The sequence below is a fragment of the Mesorhizobium sp. M1D.F.Ca.ET.231.01.1.1 genome, from assembly GCF_003999155.2.
Taxonomy (GTDB): domain Bacteria; phylum Pseudomonadota; class Alphaproteobacteria; order Rhizobiales; family Rhizobiaceae; genus Mesorhizobium.
The window spans coordinates 1,197,772-1,220,623 of sequence record NZ_RZOZ02000001.1 but is presented as its reverse complement, the minus strand read 5'-3'; the positions used below and the strand labels follow the sequence as shown (position 1 = coordinate 1,220,623).

General features: G+C 64.8%; 26 protein-coding genes and 2 pseudogenes. 17 read left to right on the top strand and 11 right to left on the bottom strand.

From position 1 onward, the window contains the following. Positions 1–75 precede the first annotated feature (75 nt). Entirely contained in the window at positions 76–1,041 is a 966-nt protein-coding gene (locus EN874_RS06085) for a LysR family transcriptional regulator (RefSeq protein WP_127424439.1), read from the top strand. 8 nt (positions 1,042–1,049) lie between these two features. Here EN874_RS06085 and betI read toward each other — a convergent pair whose 3' ends face one another. Next, positions 1,050–1,700 carry a transcriptional regulator BetI gene (betI, locus tag EN874_RS06080; RefSeq protein ID WP_127424438.1) on the bottom strand — a complete coding sequence of 217 codons (651 nt, stop codon included), beginning with the start codon at positions 1,698–1,700 and terminating at the stop codon, positions 1,050–1,052. Positions 1,701–1,782: 82 nt separating this feature from the next. Here betI and choX point away from each other — a divergent pair, with 82 nt between their 5' ends. Further along, a complete protein-coding gene (gene choX / locus EN874_RS06075) occupies positions 1,783–2,721 on the top strand; it encodes a choline ABC transporter substrate-binding protein (RefSeq protein ID WP_127424437.1) in 939 nt (312 codons plus the stop codon). An 11-nt stretch (positions 2,722–2,732) separates the two neighbouring features. Then, a complete protein-coding gene (locus EN874_RS06070; protein ID WP_245513468.1) occupies positions 2,733–3,560 on the top strand; it encodes an alpha/beta hydrolase in 828 nt (275 codons plus the stop codon). Here EN874_RS06070 and EN874_RS06065 read toward each other — a convergent pair whose 3' ends face one another. Then, positions 3,561–4,304, bottom strand: coding sequence for an NIPSNAP family protein (locus EN874_RS06065; protein WP_127424435.1), 744 nt, complete (start codon positions 4,302–4,304; stop codon positions 3,561–3,563). Between the two features lie 109 nt (positions 4,305–4,413). Between EN874_RS06065 and EN874_RS06060 the strand changes: the two genes are divergently transcribed. Further along, positions 4,414–5,079 (top strand): TetR/AcrR family transcriptional regulator, encoded by a 666-nt coding sequence (locus EN874_RS06060; protein WP_127424434.1) that lies wholly within the window; start codon positions 4,414–4,416, stop codon positions 5,077–5,079. A gap of 56 nt (positions 5,080–5,135) precedes the next feature. On the opposite strand, the gene EN874_RS06055 is transcribed toward EN874_RS06060, so the two are convergent. Together EN874_RS06055 and EN874_RS34265 are read right to left on the bottom strand one after the other, a co-directional pair. Further along, the gene (locus EN874_RS06055) at positions 5,136–5,729 is read right to left on the bottom strand and encodes a hypothetical protein (protein ID WP_127424433.1); all 594 of its coding nucleotides are present in this window, start codon (positions 5,727–5,729) and stop codon (positions 5,136–5,138) included. Between the two features lie 76 nt (positions 5,730–5,805). Next, positions 5,806–6,039, bottom strand: coding sequence for a hypothetical protein (locus EN874_RS34265; RefSeq protein ID WP_245513489.1), 234 nt, complete (start codon positions 6,037–6,039; stop codon positions 5,806–5,808). Between EN874_RS34265 and EN874_RS06050 the strand changes: the two genes are divergently transcribed. Further along, on the top strand, positions 5,923–7,011 hold the full coding sequence (locus tag EN874_RS06050; RefSeq protein ID WP_245513467.1) for a metallophosphoesterase: 1,089 nt from the start codon (positions 5,923–5,925) through the stop codon (positions 7,009–7,011). The genes EN874_RS34265 and EN874_RS06050 overlap by 117 nt on opposite strands. A 130-nt stretch (positions 7,012–7,141) precedes the next feature. Here EN874_RS06050 and EN874_RS06045 read toward each other — a convergent pair whose 3' ends face one another. Then, positions 7,142–7,321: a CsbD family protein gene (locus tag EN874_RS06045; RefSeq protein WP_126084513.1), complete on the bottom strand. Its 180-nt coding sequence runs from the start codon at positions 7,319–7,321 to the stop codon at positions 7,142–7,144. 168 nt (positions 7,322–7,489) lie between these two features. On the opposite strand from EN874_RS06045, the gene EN874_RS06040 reads away from it, so the two are divergent. The 6 genes from EN874_RS06040 (at position 7,490) to EN874_RS06015 (ending at position 11,462) form a co-directional block, all read left to right on the top strand. Then, entirely contained in the window at positions 7,490–8,149 is a 660-nt protein-coding gene (locus tag EN874_RS06040; RefSeq protein ID WP_127424431.1) for a glutathione S-transferase family protein, read from the top strand. A gap of 115 nt (positions 8,150–8,264) precedes the next feature. Next, on the top strand, positions 8,265–9,020 hold the full coding sequence (locus tag EN874_RS06035) for an SDR family NAD(P)-dependent oxidoreductase (protein ID WP_127424430.1): 756 nt from the start codon (positions 8,265–8,267) through the stop codon (positions 9,018–9,020). Between the two features lie 87 nt (positions 9,021–9,107). Further along, positions 9,108–9,428 carry a metalloregulator ArsR/SmtB family transcription factor gene (locus tag EN874_RS06030; RefSeq protein WP_126084510.1) on the top strand — a complete coding sequence of 107 codons (321 nt, stop codon included), beginning with the start codon at positions 9,108–9,110 and terminating at the stop codon, positions 9,426–9,428. Beyond that, positions 9,428–10,207 (top strand): SRPBCC domain-containing protein, encoded by a 780-nt coding sequence (locus EN874_RS06025; RefSeq protein WP_127424429.1) that lies wholly within the window; start codon positions 9,428–9,430, stop codon positions 10,205–10,207. Before EN874_RS06030 ends, EN874_RS06025 begins: the two co-directional genes overlap by 1 nt. Before the next feature lie 209 nt (positions 10,208–10,416). Continuing rightward, complete coding sequence (locus EN874_RS06020; protein ID WP_245513466.1) at positions 10,417–10,749, top strand: YkgJ family cysteine cluster protein; 333 nt, start codon at positions 10,417–10,419, stop codon at positions 10,747–10,749. Positions 10,750–10,850: 101 nt separating this feature from the next. After that, the gene (locus tag EN874_RS06015) at positions 10,851–11,462 is read left to right on the top strand and encodes a LysE family translocator (RefSeq protein WP_127424428.1); all 612 of its coding nucleotides are present in this window, start codon (positions 10,851–10,853) and stop codon (positions 11,460–11,462) included. Between the two features lies 1 nt (position 11,463). Here the strand turns inward: EN874_RS06015 and EN874_RS06010 are convergent, their stop codons facing one another. Beyond that, complete coding sequence (locus tag EN874_RS06010) at positions 11,464–12,483, bottom strand: AraC family transcriptional regulator (protein WP_168247373.1); 1,020 nt, start codon at positions 12,481–12,483, stop codon at positions 11,464–11,466. Positions 12,484–12,675: 192 nt separating this feature from the next. Between EN874_RS06010 and EN874_RS06005 the strand changes: the two genes are divergently transcribed. Together EN874_RS06005 and EN874_RS06000 are read left to right on the top strand one after the other, a co-directional pair. Next, on the top strand, positions 12,676–13,101 hold the full coding sequence (locus tag EN874_RS06005) for a GFA family protein (RefSeq protein ID WP_126084505.1): 426 nt from the start codon (positions 12,676–12,678) through the stop codon (positions 13,099–13,101). A gap of 57 nt (positions 13,102–13,158) precedes the next feature. Further along, a pseudogene (locus tag EN874_RS06000) lies at positions 13,159–13,672 on the top strand (OsmC family protein). 390 nt (positions 13,673–14,062) lie between these two features. Here EN874_RS06000 and groL read toward each other — a convergent pair. The 3 genes from groL to EN874_RS05985 all read right to left on the bottom strand — a co-directional run bounded on the left by groL (position 14,063) and on the right by EN874_RS05985 (position 17,104). Then, positions 14,063–15,715: a chaperonin GroEL gene (gene groL, locus EN874_RS05995; protein ID WP_127424426.1), complete on the bottom strand. Its 1,653-nt coding sequence runs from the start codon at positions 15,713–15,715 to the stop codon at positions 14,063–14,065. A gap of 65 nt (positions 15,716–15,780) precedes the next feature. Then, positions 15,781–16,077, bottom strand: coding sequence for a co-chaperone GroES (groES, locus tag EN874_RS05990; protein ID WP_040975262.1), 297 nt, complete (start codon positions 16,075–16,077; stop codon positions 15,781–15,783). A gap of 226 nt (positions 16,078–16,303) precedes the next feature. Next, complete coding sequence (locus tag EN874_RS05985; RefSeq protein WP_127424425.1) at positions 16,304–17,104, bottom strand: class I SAM-dependent methyltransferase; 801 nt, start codon at positions 17,102–17,104, stop codon at positions 16,304–16,306. A gap of 72 nt (positions 17,105–17,176) precedes the next feature. Here EN874_RS05985 and EN874_RS05980 point away from each other — a divergent pair, with 72 nt between their 5' ends. Then, positions 17,177–18,028, top strand: coding sequence for a hypothetical protein (locus EN874_RS05980; protein WP_127424424.1), 852 nt, complete (start codon positions 17,177–17,179; stop codon positions 18,026–18,028). Here the strand turns inward: EN874_RS05980 and EN874_RS05975 are convergent. Together EN874_RS05975 and EN874_RS05970 are read right to left on the bottom strand one after the other, a co-directional pair. Further along, positions 18,025–18,236 (bottom strand): annotated as a pseudogene (locus EN874_RS05975) (SDR family oxidoreductase); the annotation flags it as partial. The gene EN874_RS05980 and the pseudogene EN874_RS05975 overlap by 4 nt on opposite strands. A 143-nt stretch (positions 18,237–18,379) precedes the next feature. Next, positions 18,380–19,006, bottom strand: coding sequence for a TetR/AcrR family transcriptional regulator (locus EN874_RS05970; RefSeq protein WP_127424423.1), 627 nt, complete (start codon positions 19,004–19,006; stop codon positions 18,380–18,382). 122 nt (positions 19,007–19,128) lie between these two features. Here EN874_RS05970 and EN874_RS05965 point away from each other — a divergent pair, with 122 nt between their 5' ends. The 3 genes from EN874_RS05965 to EN874_RS05955 are packed head-to-tail and all read left to right on the top strand — an operon-like array spanning position 19,129 to position 22,759. After that, positions 19,129–20,313, top strand: coding sequence for an MFS transporter (locus tag EN874_RS05965; RefSeq protein ID WP_168247372.1), 1,185 nt, complete (start codon positions 19,129–19,131; stop codon positions 20,311–20,313). 14 nt (positions 20,314–20,327) lie between these two features. After that, on the top strand, positions 20,328–21,629 hold the full coding sequence (locus tag EN874_RS05960) for a D-arabinono-1,4-lactone oxidase (RefSeq protein WP_127424421.1): 1,302 nt from the start codon (positions 20,328–20,330) through the stop codon (positions 21,627–21,629). Further along, entirely contained in the window at positions 21,626–22,759 is a 1,134-nt protein-coding gene (locus tag EN874_RS05955; RefSeq protein WP_127424420.1) for an alanine racemase, read from the top strand. Before EN874_RS05960 ends, EN874_RS05955 begins: the two co-directional genes overlap by 4 nt. Positions 22,760–22,852: the final 93 nt, after the last annotated feature.

Below are 22,852 nucleotides of genomic sequence, written 5' to 3'. Positions count from 1 at the left end.
GCGGCTTCGACGGCGACTTAATCAAGGACGGGCGGGCGGTGGAAATCGAATGATCGTATGGGCTGAATTGATGCGATGAATTTGAAAGCGCTTGATCTCAATCTGGTGAGAGTCCTCGACTCGCTTTTGCGCGAGAAAAGCGTGACGCGCGCGGGCGAGCAGATCGGCCTCAGTCAGCCCGCCGTGAGTGCGGCGCTCAACCGGCTGCGCCATGCGCTCAACGACCAACTCTTCGTGCGCCGCGGCAATGACATGGTGCCGACGCCGCGCGCCGAAAGCCTGGCCGAGCCGGTGCGCGCGGCGCTGCGCGAGATCGAGCGCGCCTTCCAGCCGGCGACGGACTTCGATCCGGCCAGGCTGGAGCGAACCTTCACCTTCATGGGCGCCGATTTCTTCTCCATGCTCCTGATGCCGCCTTTGGCCGCGCGCATCGCGGCGGTTGCGCCTCGCATATCATTCCGCTTTCTGGACAGCGCTATCGGCGACGTCTCGAGGCTGCTGCAGGAGGATCAGATCGACGCGGCGCTGGAACGCCCGCTGGAGGTTGCCGACTGGGTTTCCAGCGTGCCGCTGTTCGGCTCGCCCTTTGCTATCATCGCGGCGAAAGACAACGCCGCGCTTCGCCAAGCGGGCATCGCACAGGGCAAGCAGGTGCCGCTCGACCTGTTCTGCGAATTGCCGCACGCGCTGCGCTCCATCGACGGCTCGATGTCGGGCTTCACCGACGACGCGCTGGGCAGGATGGGCCGGGTGCGTCGCGTCACGCTCGCCTTGCCGCACTTCCAGGCCGTCGCGCTGGCCGTGGCGGGCGGACCCTATTTGGCCGCCGTTCCAACGCAGTTCGCGGTTGCGGCGGCAAAATCCCTGCCGATCGGCATTTATCGGGCGCCGATCGCGATCCCGTCACCAGCGGTGAGGATGTACTGGCACGCTCGCCACGACGACGAGGCGCCGCATCGCTGGATCCGCGAGCAGATCCTCGCCGAGGTCGAGGCGCTCGGATTCAAGGACTGGGATAGCGCGGACGGTGCCGGCGTGTAGGACCGGGTTTATCCGGCCGAGGCCAGGTCGACAGGTGCCGGCTGGCGCAGGGCGAGGCGCCCCGCGACATAATCCTTCACCTGGCGGACCGCCTGTTCTCGCGTGACGCTGCCCGGCTGCAGGCCGAGCCTCAGCCACAGCCCGTCGATCAGCGCCGTGACGCCGAGCACGATCTCGTTGGCCGCCTCCGGCGATGCGAGCCCGCGCAGGCCGGACAATAGGTTCGAGCGCATGCGCGCGTGGATCACCCTCTGGATGCGCGCCAGCTTCTCGTCGCGCGGCACCTCGGCGCAGAGCGACAGCCAGGCATGGCAGAGCGGCGGCAGGAACAGATGCTCCTCGAAATTGCCCTCGATCACCGCGTCCAGCCGCTCCATCGGCGTCCGCGCCCGCTTGAGCCGTGCCACCACTGCGTTGCACAGCACCGCGTTTGCCTCGCGCATCGCGTGCTCGAACAATTCCTGCTTGTTGCGGAAATAGTGCAGCACGATGCCTTTCGAAGCGCCGGCCTGGGCCGCGACCTTTTCCAGTGTCGCGCCGGCAATGCCTTCGCGCTCCAGCACCGCGAAGGCCGCCTGCCGCAACTCCTTGCGGCGTATGTCGCTGAGACGCGTGAGTTTCACCGGATCGATCCATGCATCGGGAATCCATGTTGACATTTTCGTCCGCTCAGATCAATGATTGACCAATGGGACAATAAATAGACCTATAGGTCAAGACAGGTCGATGAGGAGAACCGGAATGTTGCGCATGCTTGCGAATGGCGTCTGTCTCGCTGCCTTGATGGTGGCCGCTCAAACGGCTTATGCGGCCGAGCCAGAGCAGTGCAGGGTGGTGCGCATGGCGGAGCCTGGCTGGAACGACCTCGCCTTCACCACAGGCGCGGCCAAGGTCTTGCTCCAGGCGCTCGGCTATGAGCCGCAAAGCGAGGTGCTCGGCATCAACGTCATCTACGAAGGCATGAAGAACAAAGACCTCGACCTGTTCCTCGGCTACTGGGATCCGGCCATGGTCACCTACTACGAACCCTACAAGAAGGACCGCTCGATCGAGAATGTGCGCGTCAATCTAGTCGGCGCCAAATACACCTTCGCCGTGCCGACCTATGTCTGGGAAGCCGGCGTCAAGGACCTGTCGGACCTGCACAAATTCGCCGATAAATTCGGGAAGAAGATGTACGGTATCGAGCCCGGCTCCAACCAGCTGATGATGGACGCCATCGCCGACCCTCAATTCCAGCTCGACGGTTGGCAGGTGGTCGAATCCAGCGAAGCCGGCATGCTCTCGGAGGTCGGCTACGAGATCAAGGAGAAGCAGTTCATCGTCTTCCAGGGCTGGGCGCCGCATCCGATGAATACGATGTACGAGTTCAAGTACCTGACCGGCGGTGACAAGTTCTTCGGCCCGAATTTCGGCGCCGCGACGGTGACGACACAGGTGCGCAAAGGTTTTCTGCAGGAGTGCCCGAACGTCGCGCAGTTCCTGAAGAACCTTACGTTCGACATCGATCTGGAGAATGTCGGCATGGGCTACCTCATCAATGACGGCATGAAGCCGGAGGAAGGGGCGCTGAAGTCGATCACCTTGAACAAGGATCGGCTCGATGCCTGGCTTGACGGAGTCACCACCTTCGACGGCAAGCCCGGCCTCGCCGCGGTGAAAGAAAAGCTTGGACTGTGAGGCCGACGGCATTGGATCTGCCGGAGCAGGAGGCAGAGCAGGGCGCCTGGGCCGGCCGCAAGCGGTTCGCCGATGTCGGTGGCCTCGATCTCGCCTATGTCGAGATCGCCGGTTCGGAGCCACCGTTCGTCCTGGTGCACGGCTTCACCGACACCAGCCGCAGCTTCTCGTTGCTGGCGCCGCATCTTTCCGGTCGGCGGCTGGTGATGCCGGACCTGCGCGGCCACGGCGCCTCGCAGGCGGGCAGGGGCTTTGGCATCGCTGACCTCGCCGACGATGTCGCCGGATTGATCCGGCGCCTGCGGCTCGAACGGCCGGTCGTCGTCGGCCATTCGCTGGGCGCCATGGTGTCGATCGCGCTAGCCGCGCAGCATCCGGAATTGATCGGCGGGCTGGTTGTCGTGGCTGGCACGCTCAAGCCCGATTTCCAGCCGGACCATCCGCTGGCGGCCGGTGTGGCGGCGCTACGCGATCCGATCTCGCCGGCCGATCCGTTCTATGACTGGTGGCATCAATGCGGGCCCGGCGTGCCGCGGGCCTTTCTTGCCGGCATGGCAAAGGACGCTTCGGCGATGCCTGCGGCCCGCTGGCGCGCCATCCTGGAAGAAATTCGCCGGACCGATCTGGGGGCCGCGGCGCGTGCCGTGCGGGCCCGGACGCTGATCATAGCGGGCGCCTGCGATCCGCTCTTCGGGCAGGCACACCAGCAGGTTTTGGCTGAGGCGCTCGCCGGCTCACGTGTGGTGTTGGCGGAGCATTGCGGCCACAACCCGCACTGGGAGGACCCGGCTTTTATCGCCGGTGCAATCGCCGGGATGTTTCGGAACGGGGAAGCGTGATTACCTCAACAGCGATCGAGCTGTCGGCGTCAGCCGCAACGTCTCGACCGGCCTTGTGCGATCGACCTGCGTGGTCTCGCGCGAAGCAGCGCTGCAACGGGCATGGGCGGTCTCGTCGTCGAAACCGGTAACGCAGATGAAGACATTTTCGCCGGCTCGCACAGGCAGCCGGGGAAAGGTGTTTTCGGCATGCTCGCTGACGAAGGCGCCGAGCAGGCGTGCGCCATTTGCCGTGAGTTGCGGAACCGCTTCCGCCCGAAAACGCTCGGCAAAGTCAGCTTCTATGCCCGGGCGCAAATGATGAACCTTTATCTCAACAATGCCGTCTAAATGGCCATCCTGGCTCCTGTTTCCGATTTCGCTGGCCGTCCGTTTCAGCCCCGACAGGTTGAACTCCGCGCCCTTCCATGCCGGCTTCAGCAGCAGCACATCGTCGGAATCGATCATCGTCGCATTGGCGGCGTCCCGGTGGTCGGCCCACACCGGTCCGCCATAGAAGGCGGTGAGCGCGTTCCTCCTTGCCTCCATATCCTCGAAGCCGCGCAGCCAGACGAACATGTCGGGGCGGTCGAGATCGCGGAATTGGCCGATGATGGTCATGCCGACCGCTTCCTGCGTTTCGACGAATTCCCGGTCGAATAGCGCGATCAGCGTTTCCCGCCTGCCGGGCTTCAATGTGTATTGCCTGAGTTCCACAACCGGCGATGCCAGACGGAGCGAGGTTTCGTTTCGAGCAAGGTTCATTGTCGGCTCCAAAACAGGATGGTTGTCCTGTTTGTAAAACAGACCGGTTGTCCTGTTTTGTCAATCTGATATCTTTTTCTTCGCTTCTTCCCCTGTGGAGAAGGAGGAGATGGCGATGGGCAAAAAGCGTACCAACGACCCCGAAGGCATGCGCCGCCGCGTGCTCGACGTGGCGGAGGACTCCTTCCAGGCGCGCGGCTATCACGCCTCCAGCCTCGGCGATCTGATGGCGGCGGCCGGCGTTACCGGCGGGGCGCTGCACCACCATTTCCCGACCAAGAAGGCGCTGGCGCTGGCGGTGATCGACGAGCGCGTGGCGGCAGCGGTTCAAGAGACCTGGGTCGAGCCGGTCCGGGCGGCGCCCTCGGCGCGCGAAGGGGTGCGCACAGTGTTTGAAGCGGTTGCGGCGCAGCTCGAGCGACAGGGCTATGTGCGCGGCTGCCCGCTCAACAACCTGGCACATGAGCTGTCGCTCGCTGATGCCGATTTTCGTATTGCGCTGGCCGACATCTTCGCCGGCTGGCGGCGGGCGATCGCCGACAAGGTGCGCACCGACCAAGAGGGCGGCGGGGAGGGCGGGACCGATCCGGGTCGCTTCGCGGCGCTCACCGTCGCCGCCTATTCGGGCGCCATGTCGATGGCCAAGACCGCGCAGGACGCCAGCGTGTTGCGGGATTGCTTGGACGGGCTGCGGCGGGCCGAGCCCCCGCCATCACGGAACGGTGCGGCGGCCAGGCGGCGCCGCAGGGTGTTGCGGCGGCAGACCATCCGCTGATGCCGGCGGGACGAGCCGGCTGTCAAGGATCGTCCCTCGATGCCGTAAAGTCGGCCTCACTCCTTCAGCGGCTGGATCCTCTCAAACCCCACTTCGCTCTGCGCGCTCGTGCCCTCGTCGTATCGCCGCGCCAGCACCGCTTGCAGGTCGGGCGAATAGAGCGCGGTGAAGCTGTCGATCACTGCGCCCGAATCGCCGGTCAGCGTCTCGTTCACCGTCAGCACGTTGTATTTGCAGTCGCCCAGCTTGTAGGTCTCCTTGCCCTTGACGGCTAAAGCCAGCGTTTCGGTGCCCTTCGGCGCCTTCTTTGACGAGAGCCGCACGAACTCGGTCTTGCTCTTGGCGCCCGCCTTCAGCGGGAACAGTTTCTTGAGGTCGCCGAGCGGAATCATCGACAGCCGGCCGGTGTCGCTGTCGCGGAACACCTCGATCAGCCCGCCGTAGAGATATTGCGTCTGCGGCGACTGCGACTGGTAGTTGTTGGCGACCGCGATCATGCCGCCCGACGTCGGCCGGAACTCGCTGCGGATGCCGGGCTTTTCCAACACGAAACCGGCCTTGGCGGATTTGGCGTCGACGCAGTCGGCAGCCTTGGCGGTGCCGGCGAGGGCAAGCATGGCGAGCGCCATGCCGGTCGTCATGGGTTTCATGCCTTCCTCCAGTGGGTGCGTTCTGCAAGGAATGACAGAGCCTCACCGTGCTGTCGACCCAAGCGCCCTTCACGATTCAACCAAGGCTTGAAAAAGTCCAGGGGGCGCCGATCTGGACGATCTGGCGCTGAGAATGTTCAATCGGGCGATGATGAATCGCCTGACCTCGGCATTCTTGTCCCGCCGCGGTTTCTTGGGCCAGGCGGCTGGCCTTGCCGCGACTTGCGTTTTGCCGGGCTGCGCCTTCGCTCAGACCGGCCGCCGCATCCAATCGATCGACGCCACCTTCCTGTTCATCGCCGATGTCCATGCCTGCCGCATGGCGAGCGGCCTGAGCCCGCATTGCGAGCAGGAGGGCAAGACCGACGCTGCTTTGCTGCGCAATGTCGCGGCGCTCAACGCAATCGACGACAAGGAGTGGCCTGCCGAGATCAACGGCGCGGCCACCGGCCTGCGCTCGGCCGGCCGGCGCATCGGCACGCCGCTCGGCCTCGTCACCGGCGGCGACATCACCGACGACGGCGGCGGCCAGATCACCCAGCCGAGCGAAGGCACGCAGCTTCTGCAGTTCAGCCAGCGCTACCAGCAAGGCATCGGCCCCGATCGCGTGCATATCCCGGTCTATGTCGGTCTCGGCAATCACGATCTCGACCAGAATGGACCGAAGCGCCATGTCGACTGGTACCGCCGCGAGATGCGCGATTATGTCGAGGTCAATCATCGCCCCGGGGTCTTCTTCAAGCCGCCGGTGCCGGCGACCAACTACGATGTCGACACCGACTGCTATTCCTGGGACTGGGGCGGCCTGCATCTCGTCCAGACGCATCGCTTCGCCGGCGATGCCGGTCATGGCGCGGTGAACAGCCTGCCCTGGCTGAAGCAGGATCTGGCGACCTATGCCGCCGACGGCCGCCCGGTGATCCTGTTCCAGCACTATGGCTGGGACACCTTCTCGATCGAACGCTGGGACCCGGTGATGCGTACCTATGACGACGACGGCGCCGGCCGGCCGCACTGGTGGGGCGAGGCCGACCGCCAGGCGCTCATCGCCGCGCTGAAGGGCTACAATGTGATCGCGATTTTCCACGGCCATCAGCACGCGTTGCCGATGATCTACCAGCGCGACGGGCTCGATCTCGTCAAGCCGAAAGCCGCCTATATGGGCGGGTTCGCGCTGGCGCGCGTGACCGATGGCCACATGGACGTGGTCCTAGGCGAGGCGGCTGGAGACCACGGCGAGGTCGTCTTCACCAATGCCTTCGCCAAAGGCTGGGCCACCTGAATTCTGGGGAAGGGTCGCGCCTCCAGGCGGTTGCTCGAGCTTACCGGTCCTCTTGGCGCAGTCGGCTGCTTGAAACGACGAAGAGGCCGGCGCACGGACCGCGCGCCGGCCTCGTCAGGGGTGGAACGGATCAGAGCATCTTGCGGGCCTTGTCCTTCACGTCGCCATAGGCCTTGCGCACTTTGCCGGCGATCTTTTCGGATACGCCTTCCACCTGCATCCGCCTGCTGCCGGTGGCCTTGCCGGCCGCCTGCTTGACCGAGCCCTTCACTTGCTTGGCAAGCCCGACGACTTGATCCCTGTTCACCATGTCCGCATCTCCTGGGTCTGGAACAAGAGACGGATGCGAGAACCGCATCCGTCTCTAAAACGGAACGATTGCCCTGCGGGTTCCGTGCGGCCTGCCACGTCGCGGCGGAGACTTTCGGCGGCGAGGCGAAGCGGGTAGCTTGGTGTCGTAGTCCGGATCGGGGTAACCATGGGCGAATTCACCCTCTACATCGGCAACAAATGTTTTTCTTCGTGGTCGCTCAGGCCCTGGGTGGCGATGCGGCACCTGGAAATACCCTTCGAGGAAGGTTTCGTGCGCCTGCGCACGCCCGAGACCGCCGCCAATCTCGCCAAGGTCTCGCCCACCGGGCTGGTGCCGGTGCTGAATCACAATGGCAGGATCGTCTGGGAAACCCTTGCGATCCTTGAATATCTGGCCGATCTCTTTCCGGAAAAGAAGCTCTGGCCGGACGATCTCGGCACCCGCGCACTGGCGCGCTCGGTGGCGACCGAGATGCATTCCGGCTTCCGCGAGGTGCGCTATGGCTGGCCGATGAACCTGCGCCGGCCGAAAGCGCATAAGCCGCTCGATGCCGAGGGCGAGATGCAGCGGGCCCGCATCGAGGCGATCTGGCGGCAGTGCCGCGAGCAGCATGGCCAGGGCGGCCCGTTCCTGTTCGGCCATTTCACCGCCGCCGACGCCATGTACGCGCCCATCGTCACCCGCTTCGACACCTATGGCGGCGAGCTTGCGCCCGTCACCCGCGCCTATGTCGATGCGGTATTGGCGACGCCGGCGATGCGGTATTGGTACGCGCAGGCGGCGAAGGAGCCCTGGCCGGAGCCGGGACCGCACGAGCAGGACTAGGGCAATTTCAGGGTGCGGCGGTTTGGTCGCGATTGCGTCAACTGCTCTGATGGCAGACTTCAAGAACGGGCTGCGTGGCCTATGTGGAGGGGAGGCGGGCACCTGGAGAGATCTCATGACATCCGCAAATTCCTCCCTCTCGGGTAAGGTCGCGCTCGTCACCGGTGCCTCATCCGGCATCGGCGAAGCGACGGCCGCCGCACTTGCAGCCGCCGGCGCCAAGGTGGCCGTGGCCGCCCGCCGCATCGATCGCCTCGCGACGCTGGTCAGCCGTATCGAGAAGGCCGGCGGCTCCGCGCTCGCCATCGAAGCCGACATCGCCAGGGACGGCGACATCACCGCCATGGTCGACAAGACCGTTTCCGAATGGGGCCGGCTCGACATCCTCGTCAACAATGCCGGCGTCATGCTGCTTGCGCCCGCGGCCGAAGCCGATCTCGATGACTGGCGCCGCATGATCGAGCTCAACCTGATCGGTCTGATGGGAACCACCAAGGCAGCGCTGCCCCACCTCAAAGCCTCAAAGGGCCATGTCGTCAACGTGTCGTCGGTGGCCGGCCGCGTCGCCAACCCCGGCGCCAGCGGCTATGCGGCGACCAAGTTCGGCGTCGTCGCCTTCTCGGAGTCGCTGCGACGCGAGGTCTATGCCGACAAGGTGCGCGTCACCGTCATCGAGCCCGGCCTGGTGCGCACCGAACTCGGCGACCACATCACCAACGAGGAGTTCAAGGCCGGGCTCGAGCACCGTCTCGCCACGATGGAAGCGCTGACCGCCGAGGATATCGCGAACGCCATCCTCTATGCCGTGAGCCAGCCGCCGCGCGTGAATGTCAACGAAATCCTGATCCGCCCGACCGATCAGGAGCGCTGAGCCGTCGATCAACGAATAGGGCGCCGTTCGAGGACGATTGACCGCCACCGCAATTCAGCATAATACGTAACCAAATGGATACGCATTATGCCGCAGGCTGAACAGGACCGTTCCGTCTTCCGCGCCATTGCCGATCCGACGCGGCGCGCCATACTCGACCGGCTGCGGCAGGGGCCGGCGCCGGTCAACGAACTGGCCTCCGCCTTCTCGCAGACCCGTCCGGCCATCTCCAAGCATCTGAGGATCCTGCGCGAGCTCAACGTCGTCTCCGAGCAACGGCGCGGCCGCGAGCGCGTCTACCGGCTGGAGCCGGCCGAATTGAAGGACGTCGCCGACTGGATCCTGCCCTACCGCGACTTCTGGCAGCAAAGCCTCGGCAATCTGAAATCCTATCTGGAGGACGAGTGATGGCGAGCAATGACAGGCCGCGCGCGATCGCGGACGTTTCGGCGGGCACAATCCTCGCCACGGTGACTGTAGCGGTTCCACCCGAGCGCGTCTTTCGCGCCATCACCGCCGAGGACCAGATCCCACTCTGGTGGGGCGCAGACGACATGTACCGGACGACGAAGCACACGGCCGATGTCCGGCCGGGCGGCGCCTGGCGCTCGGAGGGGAGGAGCGCCGACGGCCAGGATTTCCATGTCGGCGGCGAATATCTCGAGGTCGAGCCGCCGCGTCGCCTGGTGATGACTTGGATAGCGCCGTGGGACGGCGATCACGTCACCACCGTCACATACACGCTGGAAGCGGTCGAGAACGGCACGCGGCTGACGCTGCGCCATGACGGCTTCGGCGCGCGCCCAGACTCCTGCCGCGACCACGGTTCCGGCTGGGAGCGGGTGCTTGGCTGGCTCGGCGACTTCCTTGCCAAGGAGGCCGGTGCAAAACCGCCTTCGGTCTTTCATTGCCGGTTGATCCCGCCGCGGCCGGATTTCGCCTTCACCCTGACGGAAGAGGAAAGGGCGCTGATGAACGCGCATGCCGATTTTCTGCGCGACCAACTTCGCGCCGGCACGATGATGATCGCCGGCCCGGTCGCCGATCCGGCCGGGCCCTGGGGCCTGTTGATCCTGCGCGTCGGCAGCGTGGCCGAGGCGAGGGCCGTCACCGAGAGCGATCCGGTTGCGCGTTCAGGCCGCGGCTTCCGCTATGAAATCCTGCCGATGATGAGCACCATCATGTAGGCCCGATAGAAAACGCCTCTCGCGCTTTTTACGGCGCGGGAGGCGTCTTTTGCTGTCAACTCTTCCAGATTGCTCGTGAATCGCCGACAGCAGGGATAAAACCTGAAGCCGGCAAAAAGGTTCCCGGCAAAATCAAAAAAATCTTGTCCGGTCGAGACAGGCGGATTCCCCGTCTCTGTGCTAGAGGCACAGGCAGCACGAGGATCGCCTTGCCGTACGACCATTCCTTCCTGACCCTGACCGACGCATCGACCGCCTTCGACTGCCAGAGTTGCGGCGCCTGCTGCGCCTATTCGGCGGATTGGCCGCGCTTCTCGACTGAAGAGGACGCGGAACTCGACCGCATCCCGCAAGAGCTGGTTGCCGCCGATCAGTCCGGCATGCGCTGCGAAGGCGGCCGTTGCTCGGCGCTTCGCGGCGAGGTGGGCAAGGGGACCGCCTGCGCGATCTACGAAATCCGCCCGCATGTCTGCCGCGCCTGCATGCCGGGCGGCGGCGACTGCCTGATGGCAAGGGCGGCGCATGGGCTGGCGGTCAGCTAATTTCTCTCCCCCCATTTCATGGGGGCGAGGAACCGGCGCCCGCTTGCCGAGCTTCACACCTCCCGATACCTTGCCGCGCGGGCTGGACCGTGGAGGAAACCGTGAGCATCGAATTCCTGTTGACGTCGCTGATCATCGTCGCTTCGCCCGGCACCGGCGTTCTCTACACGCTGAGCGCCGGCCTCTCACGCGGCGCGCGCGCCTCGATCATCGCTGCCTTCGCCTGCACGCTGGGCATCATCCCGCACATGGCGGCGGCCGTCACCGGCCTCGCCGCTGTGCTGCACACCAGCGCCGTCGCCTTCGAGACGCTGAAGTATCTCGGCGTCGCCTACCTGCTCTACATGGCCTGGAACACGCTGAAGGAGCGGGGCGGCTTGAGCATCGACGAGAACGTCGCGCCGCGCTCGACCGGCAAGGTCATCACCTCCGGCGTCCTGGTCAACATCCTCAACCCGAAACTGTCGATCTTCTTCTTTGCCTTCCTGCCGCAATTTGTCAGCACCACCGAGCCGCACGCTTTTGCCAAGATGCTGGAGCTCTCCGGCGTCTTCATGCTGATGACGTTCGTCGTCTTCGCCGTCTACGGCGTGTTTGCCGCCTCGGTCCGCGGCCATATCGTGTCGCGGCCAAGGGTGCTGACCTGGATGCGCCGCAGTTTCGCCGCCGCCTTCGTCATGCTCGGCGCCAAGCTGGCGCTGGCGGATCGCTAGCTCAATCCGTGCCTTTGGTTTCGGAAGCCTCGCCGCTTCCGGAACCGGGCGCAGGCCGAACACCCAGACGCCAGGCCGAGGGCGGGACTCCGATCATCTTCTTGAAGGCACGGCTGAATGCCGCCTCGGATTCGTAGCCGATCTCGGCTGCGATGCTGGCGACATTGCTGTTGCCGGCGCTGAGCAATTCCGAGGCGATCTGCATGCGCCATTTGGCGAGATAGTGCATCGGCGGCATGCCGACGAGCCTGGTGAAGCGTTCGGCGAGCACCGTGCGCGACAGCGCGGCCTCCTTCGCCAGCGCCTCCACCGTCCAGTTGTGCGCCGGCCGGTCGTGGATCAGCGCCAGGGCCTTGCTCAGATGCGGATCGCGCAGGCCCGCCAGCCAGCCGGTTTGCTGCGGCGGCAGCGACGCCACATAGCGGCGCAGCACGTCGACGAACATCAGTTCGCTGAGCTTGGTGAGCACCGTCTCGCTGCCCGCGCGCTTTTCCGCGACCTCCGACACCGCCAGCTTGATGAACTGGCCGAGCCAGCCGCCATCGCCCTCTACGTCTCCGGCCTTGATGACCGGCGGCAGCGCTTCGAGCAGCGGATTGAAGGGCAGGGCATCGCAGGCGAGATAGCCGCAGACAAGCCGCGCCGACATCGCTCCGTCCTTGACGTAATTGATCGGGAACGGCGTCTGGCTGGCGGCGGCGATTTCGAGGACATCCGCCGTCGGCGGATCGGCCCCGAGGTCGGGCGTGCTCGACATGATATGCGGGTCGCTGTTGGTGAAGACCACGACCTCGCCGGCTTCCACCGGGATCGCCTCCTTGCCGATGATGCGGGCGAAGCAGCGGCCGGTCGTCAGCACGTGGTAGGAAATCAGATGGTCCGCCCCCGGCAGTATCCTCGGCAGTATCGAGGAAGGCGAGGGCGAGCAGACCGCCCATGGGTCCTGCGCCGCGATGTCGAAGAACGTCGCGCCGGTGAGGCGCACCGTTTTCAACAGGTCAGACAGAGCGTCCCCGGCCATCCCATCCCCGGCCATTCGTAAGTTGCGCGGCCACCCGGCGCGACATCCCATTCGAGTTCCGGACGCGCTGTCAAGTGAGGCGGACGCCGCGTCATTCCGTTCGTTGCCGGAAGCTTTAAACCCGCACTGGTGCTGAGTTGCGTCCTTGGTCGGGCGCTCGAGCGCAGTCGAACTCAAGGAAGGATGCAAGTCATGACGGTACATAAGGGCGGGTGTTTTTGCGGCGCCGTGGAAATCGAAGTTCACGGATCGGCCGAAGCCATGGGCTACTGCCATTGTAGTTCCTGTCGGTCGTGGTCGGCCTCTCCCGTAAACGCCTTCACGCTGTGGAAGCCGGAAAACGTCAAGGTCACCAGGGGCGCGGAATTCCTGTCCGGCTTCGAGAAGTCGGCGATGAGCGATCGCCGGTTCTGCACCAAATGCGGCGGCCATCTGATGACCGATCATCCGCCGCTCGGCCTGGTCGACGTCTACGCGGCCACGATACCGACGCTGGAATTCGCGCCGGGGGTCCACGTCAACTACGCCGAGACGGTCCTGCCGATGAAGGACGGATTGCCAAAGCTGAAGGATTTTCCTGCCGAGCTGGGCGGCTCCGGCGTGAGCGTGCCTGAGTAGTTCCAAGGCGATGACCCACGATTTCCAGGGATCACATTCAACGACAGGAGAACATGCATGGACATCGCGACATTTCGCGCCACGCAGGAGCCGATCAAGGATCTATATCGCAGGGATGCCCGGGCGGCGCTTCTTACGCTGAAGGCCAAGGGCAGCGCCGACGACTCACACGTGACCTGAGGTCGAGACCGGCCGCGGCCTTGCGCTGGCCGGCATCCATCCGAAGGCCGGCGGCAGCGGGCAGGAGCTTTGCTCCGGCGACATGCTGCTGGAGGCGCTGATCGCCTGCGCCGGCGTCTCGATGCGGGCGGCAGCCGCCGTGCTCGAGATTCCGATCAAGTCGGCCGAAATCTCAGCCGAGGGCGATGTCGATCTTCGCGGCACGCTCGGCGTCACCGAGGGCGTCCCGGTCGGCTTCGAGGAGATCCGCTTGCGCTTCGACATCGAGACGGACGCTCCGCAGAACCGGCTGACGCAATTGATGGAGCTCACCGACCGCTACTGCGTGATCTTCCAGACGATCCAGCGCAGCCCCAGGACCTTCGTGAAGCTCAACAGGGTCGCGCGCTAAAGCGACGCGGTAAGGCGAGTTGCCCGGAATCCAAACCTTGGCGGGGGGATGCCGGGCTGGGCCTGAGCGCGGTTCTTCGCGCCAGGCCCTATTCCTTCGCATAACTCGTGGCCTCGACGATGCGGGCGCGTGAGTCGACTGCGTGGCGAAGGTCATCGAGTGCAAAATCAAACGAGCCTAACGAAAAAGGGCGGCATTTCTGCCGCCCTTTCTTATTCGCGATGGGACAGGACTTCTTAGAAGTCCATGCCGCCACTCAAGCCCGCTTGCGGGCTTGAGCAATGTTAGTTGATGGGCGTGCTTTATGGACTTCTTAGAAGTCCATGCCGCCACTCAAGCCCGCTTGCGGGCTTGAGCAATGTTAGTTGATGGGCGTGCTTTATGGACTTCTTAGAAGTCCATGCCGCCCATGCCACCCATGCCGCCGCCAGGCATGCCGCCCGGCATACCGCCGGCGGCTTCCTTCTTCGGAGCCTCGGCGATCATGGCTTCGGTTGTGACGAGCAGGCCGGCGACCGAGGCCGCGTCCTGGAGAGCGGTGCGCACGACCTTGACCGGGTCGACGATGCCCATGGCGATCATGTCGCCATACTCGCCGGTCTGGGCGTTGAAGCCGTAGGTCGCAGCCTTGTTCTCGAGGATCTTGCCAGCGACGATCGAGGCTTCGGCACCTGCGTTGGCCGCGATCTGGCGGGCCGGAGCCTGCAGCGCGCGACGAACGATGTTGATGCCGGCGTCCTGGTCGGCATTGGCGCCGGTGGCCTTGACGTTGGCCGAAGCGCGCAGCAGCGCGACGCCGCCGCCGGCGACGATGCCTTCTTCCACGGCCGCGCGGGTCGCGTTCAGAGCGTCGTCAACGCGGTCCTTCTTTTCCTTGACCTCGACCTCGGTCGCGCCGCCGACGCGGATCACCGCGACGCCGCCCGCGAGCTTGGCCAGACGCTCCTGCAGCTTCTCCTTGTCGTAGTCCGAGGTGGTCTCCTCGATCTGCTGCTTGATCTGGGCGACGCGGCCCTGGATCTCGGCCTTCTTGCCGGCGCCGTCGACGATGGTGGTGTTCTCCTTGGAGATCGACACCTTCTTGGCGCGGCCGAGCATGTTGAGGCCGACATTCTCGAGCTTGATGCCGAGGTCCTCCGAGATGACCTGACCACCGGTGAGGATGGCGATGTCTTCCAGCATGGCCTTGCGGCGGTCACCGAAGCCCGGAGCCTTGACGGCGGCGATCTTCAGGCCGCCGCGCAGCTTGTTGACGACCAGCGTGGCCAGAGCCTCGCCTTCAACGTCTTCCGAGATGATGAGCAGCGGCTTCGAGGTCTGAACGACGGCTTCCAGGACCGGCAGCATGGCCTGCAGGTTGGAGAGCTTCTTCTCGTGCAGCAGGATGTAGGCGTCTTCCAGATCGGCGACCATCTTGTCGGCGTTGGTGACGAAGTAAGGCGACAGGTAGCCGCGGTCGAACTGCATGCCTTCGACGACTTCCAGCTCGGTGTCGGCGGTCTTGGCTTCCTCGACGGTGATGACGCCTTCGTTGCCGACCTTCTGCATCGCTTCCGCGATCATCTTGCCGACCGACTCGTCGCCATTGGCCGAGATCGTGCCGACCTGGGCGACTTCCTCGGAGGTCTTGATCTTCTTGGAGGCCTTGCCGAGGGCGGTGACGACTTCACCGACGGCGAGGTCGATGCCGCGCTTGAGGTCCATCGGGTTCATGCCGGCGGCAACCGCCTTGTTGCCTTCCTGGACGATCGCCTGGGCGAGAACGGTCGCGGTGGTCGTGCCGTCGCCGGCGATGTCGTTGGTCTTCGAGGCGACCTCGCGCACCATCTGCGCGCCCATGTTCTCGAACTTGTCCTCGAGCTCGATCTCCTTGGCGACGGTGACGCCGTCCTTGGTGATGCGCGGCGCGCCGAACGACTTGTCGATGACGACGTTGCGGCCCTTGGGGCCGAGGGTCACCTTCACCGCGTCGGCGAGGATGTTGACACCGCGCAGCATGCGCTCACGGGCGTCGCGGGAGAATTTTACGTCTTTTGCAGCCATGTTTTAGCTCCTGACAGGGGCTCGCGGAGAGCCCGAAAATTCAGTTGATGGAGAGAGGCCGAAATTCAGCCGATGATGCCCATGATGTCGGATTCCTTCATGATCAGAAGGTCCTCGCCATTGAGCTTGACTTCAGTGCCCGACCACTTGCCGAACAGGACGCGGTCGCCGGCCTTGACGTCCAGCGGAACGAGCTTGCCGCTTTCGTCGCGGGCGCCGGAACCGACGGCGATGATCTCGCCTTCCTGCGGCTTCTCCTTCGCCGTATCCGGGATGATGATCCCGCCGGCGGTCTTGGATTCGGATTCGACCCGGCGAACGACCACGCGGTCATGAAGCGGGCGGAACTTGGACTTTGCCATCTTGTCTTCCTCGAATGAGAACGGTGAGAACTGTTCCTCCATCCGGCAATGCCGGATATGAGTTAGCACTCACCTAAGGCGAGTGCTAACGTGGCGCTGAGATAGGCTGCTGGGTTGCGAGAGTCAAGGCGCGCGCGAGGGGGTGATGGCGCGAAATTTTTCTCGCGCGGAACCCCGCAGAGGAATGCGCCGGCTGTTGCGAGGCACGGACGCGCAATCTTGCCCGTCATTCCCGGCGTCTCGGCGACCGCAGCACCAGCAGCGGGCAGCGCTCGGCGAGCCCATATATGCCGGTCGAGGCAATGGCGACATCGCCGAAATACGCCTCGGCCTCCTCGGCAAGCGCGTTCACCGGCGCAAAGCTGTAGATGGCCGGGGAGTTCCGGTAGACATCGATCGTGCCGATGACAGGCAGCTCCCACCCTGTACGTGCCGAAAGCTCCGCGCGGTCGGGAAACAGTGCTTCGAATTGTTCGAGGATTCTGCTCACCGGTATGATGTGGTCGGGCGCGTCGCCGGTTGCGGTCATGGCCACGCGCCATTTGAGCTCGTGGAAGGTCGAGACGCCGCCGCTCAGCGTCAGGGCGCGGACATCCTTCGCGTCGTCCGGTGTTCCGGGAGAGGCGTAAAGCCTGATGCCGGCGCGGCCGTCGGCTTTGAGCACTCGCCCGACCGCCGAAAAAAGCGCTCGTCTCGCTTCGGTGCCGCCGATGACCGAGAGACATCCATCGCCGATCAGCGCATCGATGCTTGCCCCGGGAAACGGCAGCTCGAACCAGTCGCCGCGCACCGCCTGGCGGGTATCGGTGTCGCCCGGCCAGATGCCGGCAATCATGTCGGCGGACTCGTCGACCGCCGTCATTGTGGCGCCAAGCCCGGCGAGTTCCGGTGTCACCCCGAGCATAACGACTTGCGATTGCGAAAGCTCGAGCTCGCGTTCATAGGCCTCGACCACCTGAGCCGGCGGCCGCAGCGGCGAGCCGAGCAACTGCCAGTGTTTGCGAATTGCATTCCAGTGTTCTGTCATGCAAACCCTGGGCTGGTTAGCGCGTTGTATTCGATCGAATAATCGAGGACGCTCGAGAAGCCAAGGGGGCGCATGGCACGCATCGCCGTCATCACGCACGAATATGACCGCTTTCAGAGCCGGCGCGGGCTGCTGCTGCGCCGTGATAGCCCATATATGCTCTTCGACCTGCTGGAGGAGCTGAAGCGCCGCGGCCATTCGGTCCGGATCCTGCGCGGCACGTCAGCGAAGCCCGCCGCCGACATCGCGGTGCTGCATCTCGACGCCACCGTGACGCCGCCCGATTATGTCGACTATGCGCGCCGCTTTCCCTTCTGCCTCAACCTCGGCGCCGCCGACATTTCGAAACGCCGCATCAGTGGCGCCGCAATCGGCCGAAACGATCACTGGCACGGGCCGGTCATCGTCAAGAGCAGCCTCAACCATTGGGGAACGCCGGAACAGCAACTGAACAACCGCGCGCGGCGGGCCGGCAGGCCGGAGCCGTTTCCCGGCGTCGAACCTTTCGACAGCTACGAGATCCATGCCTCGCTCGCCGACGTTCCGATCGAGGTCTTCGGACGCCAGGATCTGGTCGTCGAGAAGTTCATTCCCGAGCCGGAGCCGGACGGCTTCGGTGCCCGCTTCTGGCTGTTCTGCGGCGAGCGCGAGCGCTGCACGCGCCATGTCTCGCCGCAGCCACTCGTCAAGGGCGACGACACAATCCGCCGCGAAGCGGTGTCGGTGCCGGACGAGCTTCGCGCGCTAAGGCGCGAGCTCGGCTTCGACTACGACAAGTTCGATTTCGTCATGCATGAGGGCAGGGCGGTGCTGCTAGATGCCAACAAGACGCCCGGCCGTGCCCGCAACCTGTCCGCCTTCATCGCCGCCGGCAATGCCAACCTCGCCGACGGCTTCGAAGGACTGATCCGTCAGGTCACCTAGATATTCATGCCGCCCGACACCTCGATGCGCTGCGCATTGACCCAGCGGTTGTCGTCGGACAGCAGCGAGGCGATCATCGGCCGATGTCGTCGGCGACGCCGGCGCGGCCGAGCGCCGTCATCCCGGCAACGACGCGGTTGATCTCGGCGTCGTCGCGCACATGGCAGCCGTTGAAGTCGGTGGCGATCGCGCCCGGCCCCACCGTGTTGGCGGTGATGTGGCGCTGGCTAAGCTACTTTGTGGGAGAGCGCCGTTGAAGCAGCCAATCTCCGCTCAAGTGGTGGAGATGTCTGGTAGGACCGAGGGGGGCGCGGAGGAACTCGACGTCTCCGATCGTCACAGATCCGCAAGCTACAAAAACAGCCTCAACTGCGCGTGGATGATCGACCGATAATCCTCGATCGTGCGCCGTCCCTCCGCCTCGTCTTGCGTCAGCGCCAGCCGCACGACGCCGCCGGCAAGCTGGAAGATCAGGAACACGACGCGCTCGAACGCCTCGCGATTCTCGGGCTCGATCAGCGGGCCGACATGGTCGCAGAACATCTTGGCCTGGTACCTGGTCTCGGCGATGTCGAGATGCTGCAGGGCCTTGTCGGCCTGGATCGCGTTCTGCAGATCCTGGATCGCCGGGTCTGCGGCGACGCGGGCATAATAGTCGTCGAGCAGACGGTCGGCGGCCGCGGTCACGTCGTCCAGCCCACGGATGTCGGCCATGATCGCGCCGAAGCGGGCACGGCTTTCCTCGGAAAAGCGCTCGTAGAGCATCGCCAGGATCGCCGACTTCGAGGGAAAGTAGTGATAGACGGTGGCGATCGGGCCGCCGGCCAGCGCGCCGACTTCCTTCATCGTCACCGCGTCGATGCCCTTTTCGCCGATCAGCCGCATGGTCGTGGCGAGAATCGCATCGATACGCTCGCGGCTGCGCTCCTGTTTCGGCCTGCGCCGCGGTTCCGTCGCTGTTCGCCTTGCTTCCGTCATGCGCCAAATCTTTCACACACGTGCGAATTTGCGGTTGACAAAAAACATGATCAAGTATCAGTTTCGTGAAAATGCTGACAACTTGTCAGTTTTTTGATCGGGCTGCAAGGGAGGAGCGTCTCGTGACTGTCACCGATGCCGGACGTGCGGAAGAGGGCGACTGGCTGGTCGGCAACCCGACCGGCCTGCAGCTTGCCTCGGCGCTGTGGATCGGATCGGTTGGCCTGCTCATCCTTGGCCTGCAGCCGGTGCTGCTCGGCGCGCTCTATACCGAGGGCCACGTCACTGGCGACCAGCTGGCGCTGGTCGCCACCGCCGAGATGATCGCGATCGCCATCGGTTCGGCCATCGTGGCGATACTCTTGCCGGCGCGCAACATGCGCTGGAAAAGCGCTGTGCTTTTGGTCGTGCTCGCGCTCGCCAATTTTTGGACGGCTTTTTCCGAAAGCCCCAATGCGCTGATCGGCGCGCGCATCCTCGCAGGCCTTGCCGAGGGCGGGCTTGTCGCCGTCGCCACCGAGCTGATTGCCCGCTCGCGCCGGGCCGAGCGCATCGGCGGCTATTTCGTCACGCTGCAAACCTTGGCGCAATGCGCGCTGGCGCTGCTGCTTGCGCTCTATGCCGTGCCTGTCGCCGGCTCCGCCGGCGGCTTCGTCTTGCTGGGCGTCGTCTGCCTCCTGTCGCTGGCCGTCGCCTGGACGGTGCCGGACGACTATGCCGATCTGCCGAAGGAGGAGCATTTTTCCAATGTGCTGACTGCGCCCGCGATCACCGCGCTGCTCTCGATCTTCTGCTACTCCATCTTCTTCGGCGCGGTCTGGGCGTTTCTCGAACCGCTCGGGGCGCAATTCGGCATCGACGGCAGCACCGTCGGCCTGATGGTATCGGCAAGCCTGGCCGCGCAGGTGGTGGGCGCAATGACCGCGACTGCCTTCGAGGCGCGCATCGACTATCGCCTCGCCATAACCGTCATCGGCACGATCGCGGTCTTGTGTTCGTTATTGCTTGCTTCCGGCCCTGGACTCTCGATCTTCTGGACGGTGGCGCTGGTGATGGGCTTCATCCTGCTCTTCATCGTACCCTACCAGATCCGGCTGGCGATAACCGCCGACGAGACGCGAAACGCGGTATTGCTGGTGCCGGCAGCCCAGCTCTTCGGTCTCGCCATCGGCCCGATCGCGGCCTCCCAGCTGATCGACGGCGAAAACTTCCGTCCGGTGCCGGAATTCGCCGCAGGGAGCGCGCTGGCCAGCGTGGCGCTGCTCGGCGTCTTCATGCTGGTCGCGCGGCGACGCGTAACATCCTGATGGAGGCGAGCGCGATGACGAACTCCTGGAGCAACTGGTCGGGCTTGGTGAAGGCCGCGCCGAAGCTCATCGCGACGCCCGCAGACGCCGGCGATCTGGCCGATCTGGTGCGCTCGGCGCCCGGTCCGCTGCGCGTCGCCGGCGCCGGCCATTCCTTCACGCCGCTGGTGCAGTCGGACGGCACCATCGTCTCGCTGGAGAAGATCGAAGGGCTGGTCTCGCACGACGCCGCAACCAATCGGGCAAAGGTGAGGGCAGGTACGCGGCTCGGCGCCCTGATGCACATCCTGGAAGGCATCGGCCAGGGCCTGCCCAACATGGGTGACATCGACCGCCAGGCGATCGGCGGGGCGCTGGGCACCGCCACGCATGGCTCCGGCCCGGCGCTCGGCGCCTATCACACGCAGCTCGAGACGGTTCAGTTCGTCGACGGGCAAGGAAAACTGCGCGAATATGACAGGGCGCGCGACCAGGACATGATCCGCGCCACCGGCGTTGCGCTCGGCGCATTCGGCGTGCTCACCGAAGTGACGATGAACAACATCGCGACCTATCGGCTGCGCCGTCGCAAATGGGTGCTGCCGATCGGCGACATGCTGCGCGACTTCGAGACGATGATGGCCGCGCACCGTTCGGCCGAGTTCTACTACATTCCGTTTTCCGGCTATGCGCAGTTCATCGCCAGCGACCTGAGCGATGCGCAGCCGACGCCGCGACCGACCGAGGACGACGAGGCGGGCCTGGCGACCTTGCGCAAGCTGCGCACAGCGTTGCGCCGACTGCCGTCGCTGCGCCGTGCGCTGATCAAGGGCGCGGTCAAGAAAGTGCCGGCGGAAGACTATGTGCAGGACTGGCTCAACGTCTATGTCAGCGATCGGCAGACCAGGTTCAACGAGATGGAATACCACCTGCCTTACGAGGAAGGTCCGAAGGCGCTGGCCGAGATCATCGCGCTGACCGAAAAGCACTTTCCGGAAGTCTATTTCCCGATGGAGGTGCGCTCCGTGGCGCCGGACGAGTTCTGGCTCTCGCCCTTCCACAAGAGGCTGACCTGCTCGATCGCCATCCACCACGACGCGGCGAGCGATCCGCTGCCTTTCATGCGCGCGGCCGAGCCGATCTTCCGCAAGTATGGCGGCCGGCCGCATTGGGGGAAGATGCACAGCCTGAAGGCGGCGGATTTCAAGAAGCTTTATCCGCGCTGGGACGATGCGATGGCCGTGCGCCGCGACATCGATCCCGAGAACCGCTTCGTGTCGCCCTACATGGCCGGCCTGTTCGGCATCGAGCCCGGTCCTTTTGGCATCCGCCAATGAGCGCCTATTTCGCCGAGTTGTCGAAGGCGCTGAAGGCGGCGGAGATCTTCCGGCCCTGCCTGGTGCTCGACCGCGACCGGCTGGATGGCAACATCGCGCTGGTGAGGGAAAGGCTGGCGCCCGGCCTTGCCGTGCGGCTGGTCGACAAGTCGCTGCCTTGCCTGCCGCTGCTTTCGCATATCGCGAAAACGCTCGGCGCCAACCGCTTCATGACCTTCCATCCGCCGGTGACGCAAGCCGTGCTCGACGCCTTCCCCAAGGGCGACTTGCTCTATGGAAAACCGATGCCGGCGGGCGCAGCCAAGGCCGCGCTTGCCGGGGGCGGCGCCGGCTGGTCCCGCGTCTGCTGGCTGATCGACACGGCCGAACGGCTGGCCGAATATAGCGCGCTCGCCGCCGAACTCGGCACCGAACTGCGCTTCGCCTTCGAGGTCGATGTCGGCCTGCATCGCGGCGGCTTCGCCAGTCCGGCCGAGATCAAGGCGCTGACGATACCGAAGCGCCTGCGCTGCGAAGGCATCATGGCCTATGAGGCGCATGCCCCGGAGATTCCCGGACTGTTCGGCGGCGCTGAAAAAGCGCTGAAGCAAGCCTCGGCCAAGGCCGCGGAATTCGTCGCTGTCCTTGGTGCGGACCAGCGGCGCATCCTCAACATCGGGGGCTCGAAGACGGCGCTGCTGCACGCAGGCGGGGCGGCGAACGAAATCTCGATCGGCTCGGCCTTCGTGCTGCCCAAGGATTTCGACACGCCTGGCCTCCATGGCTTCCAGCCAGCGGCCTTCATCGCGACGCTGATCCTGAAGGCGATCGATCCGGTGCTGCCTGGCCCGGCCGCGGTTTCCGGGACGCTGCAGGCGCTCGGCCTTTTTCCCCGCAAGGGTTGCTATCTCTATGGCGGCAAGTGGATGGCCGAGCCGGTGTTTCCCGAAGGCATGAAGCCGAACGGCCTGATTGGGCTGTCGTCCAACCAGCAGTTCATGGGCCTTCCTGCCGGAACGGAGGTGAAGCCCGGCGACTACGCCTTCCTGCGGCCGACGCAGAGCGAGGCGGTGCTACAGCATTTTGGCTCGATCGCGGTGTTCTCAGCGGGACGGATCATGGAGTTCTGGCCGGTACTGCCGATGGGGTGAGGACGGCTCCGCGCTAGCCGCTCGCGCATCCGCGACTTCGTCATTCTAGGGCGTAACGAAGCGAAGCGGAGTGCAGACCCTAGAATCCATGCC

Coding starts and splice junctions, on each gene's coding strand:
- EN874_RS06040 (WP_127424431.1), top strand. CDS start 7,490: ATGGGCGAATTCACCCTCTACATCGGCAACAAATGTTTTTCTTCGTGG.
- EN874_RS05960 (WP_127424421.1), top strand. CDS start 20,328: ATGACGAACTCCTGGAGCAACTGGTCGGGCTTGGTGAAGGCCGCGCCG.
- betI (WP_127424438.1), bottom strand. CDS start 1,700: ATGTCAACATGGATTCCCGATGCATGGATCGATCCGGTGAAACTCACG.
- EN874_RS06060 (WP_127424434.1), top strand. CDS start 4,414: ATGGCGATGGGCAAAAAGCGTACCAACGACCCCGAAGGCATGCGCCGC.
- EN874_RS34265 (WP_245513489.1), bottom strand. CDS start 6,039: ATGGACATCGGCGATGAACAGGAAGGTGGCGTCGATCGATTGGATGCG.
- EN874_RS06085 (WP_127424439.1), top strand. CDS start 76: ATGAATTTGAAAGCGCTTGATCTCAATCTGGTGAGAGTCCTCGACTCG.
- EN874_RS06005 (WP_126084505.1), top strand. CDS start 12,676: ATGACGGTACATAAGGGCGGGTGTTTTTGCGGCGCCGTGGAAATCGAA.
- groES (WP_040975262.1), bottom strand. CDS start 16,077: ATGGCAAAGTCCAAGTTCCGCCCGCTTCATGACCGCGTGGTCGTTCGC.
- EN874_RS06010 (WP_168247373.1), bottom strand. CDS start 12,483: ATGGCCGGGGACGCTCTGTCTGACCTGTTGAAAACGGTGCGCCTCACC.
- EN874_RS05970 (WP_127424423.1), bottom strand. CDS start 19,006: ATGACGGAAGCAAGGCGAACAGCGACGGAACCGCGGCGCAGGCCGAAA.
- groL (WP_127424426.1), bottom strand. CDS start 15,715: ATGGCTGCAAAAGACGTAAAATTCTCCCGCGACGCCCGTGAGCGCATG.
- EN874_RS05985 (WP_127424425.1), bottom strand. CDS start 17,104: ATGACAGAACACTGGAATGCAATTCGCAAACACTGGCAGTTGCTCGGC.
- EN874_RS05955 (WP_127424420.1), top strand. CDS start 21,626: ATGAGCGCCTATTTCGCCGAGTTGTCGAAGGCGCTGAAGGCGGCGGAG.
- choX (WP_127424437.1), top strand. CDS start 1,783: ATGTTGCGCATGCTTGCGAATGGCGTCTGTCTCGCTGCCTTGATGGTG.
- EN874_RS05980 (WP_127424424.1), top strand. CDS start 17,177: ATGGCACGCATCGCCGTCATCACGCACGAATATGACCGCTTTCAGAGC.
- EN874_RS06030 (WP_126084510.1), top strand. CDS start 9,108: ATGCCGCAGGCTGAACAGGACCGTTCCGTCTTCCGCGCCATTGCCGAT.
- EN874_RS06065 (WP_127424435.1), bottom strand. CDS start 4,304: ATGAACCTTGCTCGAAACGAAACCTCGCTCCGTCTGGCATCGCCGGTT.
- EN874_RS06025 (WP_127424429.1), top strand. CDS start 9,428: ATGGCGAGCAATGACAGGCCGCGCGCGATCGCGGACGTTTCGGCGGGC.
- EN874_RS06045 (WP_126084513.1), bottom strand. CDS start 7,321: ATGGTGAACAGGGATCAAGTCGTCGGGCTTGCCAAGCAAGTGAAGGGC.
- EN874_RS06035 (WP_127424430.1), top strand. CDS start 8,265: ATGACATCCGCAAATTCCTCCCTCTCGGGTAAGGTCGCGCTCGTCACC.
- EN874_RS06055 (WP_127424433.1), bottom strand. CDS start 5,729: ATGAAACCCATGACGACCGGCATGGCGCTCGCCATGCTTGCCCTCGCC.